Origin of the sequence: Paraburkholderia sp. (assembly GCF_035948235.1) — a bacterium.
Classification (GTDB): Bacteria; Pseudomonadota; Gammaproteobacteria; order Burkholderiales; family Burkholderiaceae; genus Paraburkholderia.
The window spans coordinates 1-4,578 of sequence record NZ_DASZJJ010000330.1 but is presented as its reverse complement, the minus strand read 5'-3'; the positions used below and the strand labels follow the sequence as shown (position 1 = coordinate 4,578).

General features: G+C 66.5%; 5 protein-coding genes. 4 read left to right on the top strand and 1 reads right to left on the bottom strand.

The genetic code is table 11. The features are described 5' to 3' along the window. The 3 genes from VG320_RS29200 to VG320_RS29190 form a co-directional block, all read left to right on the top strand. On the top strand, window positions 1-435 hold a 435-nt coding region (locus VG320_RS29200), incomplete at its 5' end, for a TerC family protein (protein WP_414696155.1). A gap of 200 nt (window positions 436-635) precedes the next feature. Continuing rightward, window positions 636-1,181, top strand: coding sequence for a pilin (locus VG320_RS29195; RefSeq protein WP_327203559.1), 546 nt, complete (start codon window positions 636-638; stop codon window positions 1,179-1,181). 223 nt (window positions 1,182-1,404) lie between these two features. Then, window positions 1,405-3,222, top strand: coding sequence for a PglL family O-oligosaccharyltransferase (locus tag VG320_RS29190; RefSeq protein ID WP_327203558.1), 1,818 nt, complete (start codon window positions 1,405-1,407; stop codon window positions 3,220-3,222). A 93-nt stretch (window positions 3,223-3,315) separates the two neighbouring features. Here VG320_RS29190 and moaC read toward each other — a convergent pair whose 3' ends face one another. Continuing rightward, window positions 3,316-3,792, bottom strand: a complete 477-nt coding sequence (moaC, locus tag VG320_RS29185; protein ID WP_327203557.1) for a cyclic pyranopterin monophosphate synthase MoaC — start codon at window positions 3,790-3,792, stop codon at window positions 3,316-3,318. A gap of 186 nt (window positions 3,793-3,978) precedes the next feature. Between moaC and VG320_RS29180 the strand changes: the two genes are divergently transcribed. After that, a partial coding sequence (locus VG320_RS29180) for a M48 family metalloprotease (RefSeq protein ID WP_327203556.1) occupies window positions 3,979-4,578 on the top strand: 600 nt, incomplete at its 3' end.

Below are 4,578 nucleotides of genomic sequence, written 5' to 3'. Positions count from 1 at the left end.
GCGCCAGCCCATGGCGATCACGCCGATGTAAAGCCCTCCGACAAGCTGCTGGGCGCGATCAAGACCATCATCGTTGCGGACGCGGTCATGAGCCTCGATAACGTCGTGGCCATCGCCGGCGCCGCCGAGGCCGCCGACCCGAGCCACCGCATCGCGCTCGTGATCTTCGGGCTGATGGTGAGCATTCCGCTGATCGTGTGGGGCAGCCAGCTTGTGCTGCGGCTGCTCGACCGCTATCCGCTGATCGTCACGCTGGGCGCGGCGCTGCTGGGCTGGATCGCGGGCGGTCTGATCGTCAACGATCCGGCCGGCGACCGCTGGCCGCTGCTCGATACGCCCGTGGCCGAGTACGGCATGTGCGTGGCGGGCGCAGTGTTCGTGGTGGCGGTGGGGCATCTGCTCAGGCGTCGCAACGCGGCGCGCGCGCCTTCCTGACAGCGCCACGCCTAAGCCATCTGGCCGACTGCCCCGCCAACAAGGGCGCCGATACGATCGAAACGCCTGTTCACCTTCCGGTGGGCAGGCGTTTCTCGTTTCAGGAGCCAAGCATGATGACCGTATCGATTCCAGTTTCACCACCGTGCGCGCAGGCCGGCGTCAGACCGCGTGCGTTTTCCAACCGTGCCGCATCGCTCATGCGCTCGTGCCGCGCAATACTGCGCTGGGCCTCGCCCGGCTTCACCCTCATCGAACTGATGATCGTGCTCGCCATCGTCGGCGTGATCGCGGCGTATGCGATTCCAGCCTACCAGGACTATCTGGCGCGCAGCCGGGTGGGCGAAGGGCTGTCGCTGGCTTCGGCGGCGCGGCTTTCCGTTGCCGAGAACGCCGCGAGTGGCAACGCCTTCGGCGCGGGCTACACGGCGCCGCCTGGCACGCGCAATGTGTCATCGGTGCAGATCGACGATGCGACCGGTCAGATCACCGTGGCTTTCACCACGCGCATCGCGGCGGAGGGCAGCAACACGATCGTGCTCGTGCCATCGGTGCCGGATAACGCCGATGCCCCCACGGCGCGCGTCGCGCTCGCGCAGGGTTCGGTGCAGGGCGGCACGCTCACCTGGGAGTGCTTCGCGGGCGGCAAGACGGCTTCGTCGCTTGGCGCGCCAGGCGCGGGACCGTCTCCTGCCGATGCGGCGACGCTGCCGTCCAATCTGGCGCCGCCGGAATGCCGCGCGTAATTGTGTAGGTGTGCGCGGACGCAGCGCCGGTGGAAGTGGCCGTTGGGTGCCTGCGGATGGTTGCGCAGGCACCATCCAGGCGGACCGACGCGGCTCGATGATGTGAGTGAAATACGCGCGGGAAGTGAAGTTATGGCTCGCGCGGCGGATTTCGTCCGAAAGCCGCCGCACAGGGAGGGAAAAGTTTTGTATAGTGCGCCGGTTGCCGACGCCCCCCATACCCATGCCTTCTCCTTTTGCGCGTTACCTTACGTTCGTCCTGCTAGCTCTTGCGTTGATCCTGCCGTACGCGGTCGTCAACCATACCTATCCGATCCCGACGTTCTATGCCGAATTCACGGCGCTCGCGCTCTACCTGATGGTGGGAGCGGGCGTCTGGCTGCTGGTGCGCTCCGCGCGCCCGGCGGTGGAATTCGCCTCGCCCGTGGTCGCGCTCGTGCCGCTGGCCTTCGGGTTGCTGCTGGTCGTGCAGTCCATTGCGCTGCCGGTTGCGCAGCCGTCGATGAACTGGCTCGGCGCGGGCTATCTGCTGGCCGCCTTGATGGCCGTGCAGGCGGGTTATGGCATCGCGCGCGCCAGGCTCGTGCGCACGGCGATGGTGTGGGGCGCGTGGGCGCTCGTGATCGGCGGCCTGTTCGCGGTGTTCTGCCAGGTCGTGCAGTTGCTGCACCTCGAAGTGAAGGTCACGCCGCTTGTCGTCGCGTATAACGTGCAGTTCGACCGCCGGCCGTTCGGCAACATGGCGCAGGCCAATCACCTCGCGACCTACATCGCGTTTGCGACTGCGGGGGCGCTGTATCTGGTGCAGACACGTCGCTTGAATGTGCTCCTGTGGGTCGTGCTGTCGGCGATCTACTCGGGTGGTCTTGCGCTGACGGTGTCGCGCGGTCCGTGGCTGCAGATGGCCGTGATCGTGGTGGCGGGCCTGTGGATGGCGCTCTCGGCGGCGCGCGGCGTGCGTGGCGAGCGTGAAGGCGACGACAGCGGCGAGGTCGTGAAGGCAGGCGTGCGCGACTGGCTCGTGCCGCTCGTGCTGTTCGCGATCTTCGTGGCCGTGAACGCGTTCGTGCGCTGGGCCAACGTGCATTACCAGCTGCAACTCGACCAGTCGGCGGCTGACCGCTTCAAGGACGCCGGCCAGATCGCGCCGCGTATCGCGCTGTGGCGCTACGGCTGGACGATGTTCAAGGAGCATCCGCTGCTGGGCGTGGGCTGGGGCGATTTCCCGATTCACCAGTTCGAACTCGCGCGCACGCTGGGCGGCGTCGAGATCGCCAACAACTCGCACGACATCTTCCTCGACCTGCTCGCCAAGACTGGCGTGGTGGGCTGCGGCATTGTCCTGCTGGGGCTGCTTGCGTGGTTCGTGCGTCAGTTGCGCGCGTCGCATACGGCCGAGCGCATCTTCGGCTTCGCGTTGATCGGCGCGCTGGTCATGCACGCGCTTGTCGAGTATCCGCAGCAGTACATGTTCTTCCTGCTGCCCGCGATGTTCGTGTTCGGCCTGCTGGAGACGAAGCCGCTGCGCTTCGTGCCGCCGCGCGCGGCGTTTGCGGCTTATACCGTGATCGTGTTCGGCGGCATCGTTTCGCTGTGGCCGGTGCTGCGCGACTACAACCGCGCCGAAGTCCTCTACTACGGCTCGCACCCGGCGCAGCAATACGCCGAAGCGCCGTCGTTCCTGTTCCGTGCATGGGGCGACTACGGCATGGCGACGCTCATGCCGATGAACGCCGCGAGCCTGCCGAGCAAGCTGGCGGCCCACGAGCGCGCGATCGCGCTGCTGCCGGGCGAGACGGTGCTGCGCCGTTATGCGGTGCTGCAGGCGCTGGCGGGGAACACGGATGGCGCGACCGATACGGTCGCGCGTCTGAAGATCTTCGCGCAGGAGTTGCACGACTGGCCGACGCAGCTGGCGGCACTTTACGGCCTGCTCGACAACGAGCCGACGCTCGCGGGCTTCAAGGCCGATCTGGTGAAGCAGTACGGCAATCCGCCGGCATCGGCCAGCGACGATGACGATGATGATTCGGATGATTGATTCGAGCGATTGACCGTTGCGGTCATCGGTTCAAGGCGGCGTGGAGTTTTAAAAACTCACGCCGCCTTTTTCATGGGCGAGCGGTGCGTCGGCTCAAGCCGCTACCCAATCCCCCGACTTCCCGCCGTGCTTCTCCAGCACGCGCACATCGGTGATCGTCATGCCGCGGTCCACCGCCTTGCACATGTCGTAGACCGTCAGCAGGCCGACCTGCACGGCGGTCAGCGCTTCCATCTCCACGCCCGTGCGCCCGAGCGTTTCCACCTGCGCCGAGCAATGCACGCCGGGCAGGGCCTCGTCGAGCACGAAATCCACTTTCACGCGCGTGATGGCGAGCGGATGGCACAGCGGAATCAGATCCGAGGTGCGCTTGGCGCCCTGGATCGCGGCGATACGGGCGACGCCGATCACATCGCCTTTTTTCGCGTTGCCATCGCGGATCAGCGCGAAAGTCTCGGGCAGCATGCGGATCGTGCCGCTCGCCACGGCGATGCGTTTGGTCTCGGCTTTGTCGCCGACGTCGACCATGTGCGCGTCGCCTGAGGCGTCGAAATGGGTGAGTTCGGGCATGGGTTTTCTCCGCTGCTTCATGAGGGGCGCCTATCTTAACAGCGGCTGTGCGCGCTGGAGCGGCCGGATTTCAGGGTGCGATTGCAGGCCTGGAATTACAATCTGCCGATAGCGGCGCGTCGCGTTGGCGTGTTCGCTCTGTCCACTTTCTCTTCGTTTTCTGCTCGCTCTGGCGATCCGACATCGATGCTTGCGAAACGGCTGCTTGCTGCCTGGTTGTGCGTCGCGCTTGCCGTTCCGCCGCAAGCCTGGGCGCAGGCGCCGGGCGGCGGGGCGGGGACGTCGCATGCCGCTGCCTCCAACTCGACTGCGCCCGCGCTGGTCAGCGGCGCGCTCGACGATAGCGCCGAACCCGTCATCCCCGCCTCGATCGCGCAGGGTGTGTTCGGTACCTATGGCGGTGCGCAAAGCCGCTTCGGGCAGCCAGGCATAGCGCCCGGCAATCCCAGTGTGCGCGCTCCCGCCTGGGTGCCGCAACTGCCCGATCTGGGCGATGGCTCGGGCGGTGCGCTCACGCCGCAGGCCGAGCGCCGCATCGGCGAGCGCGTGATGCGCGAGATCCGGCGCGACCCCGATTACATCGGCGACTGGCTGGTGCTCGACTATCTCAATTCGGTGGCCTCGCGGCTGTCGGCGTCGGCGGCGGCGCAGTTCATCGGCGGCTATCGGCCCGATTTCGATCTCTTCGCGATGCGTGACGGCCAGATCAATGCGTTCTCGCTGCCGGGCGGTTTCATCGGCGTGAATACGGGTTTGATCGTGACGACGCAAACCGAATCGGAACTG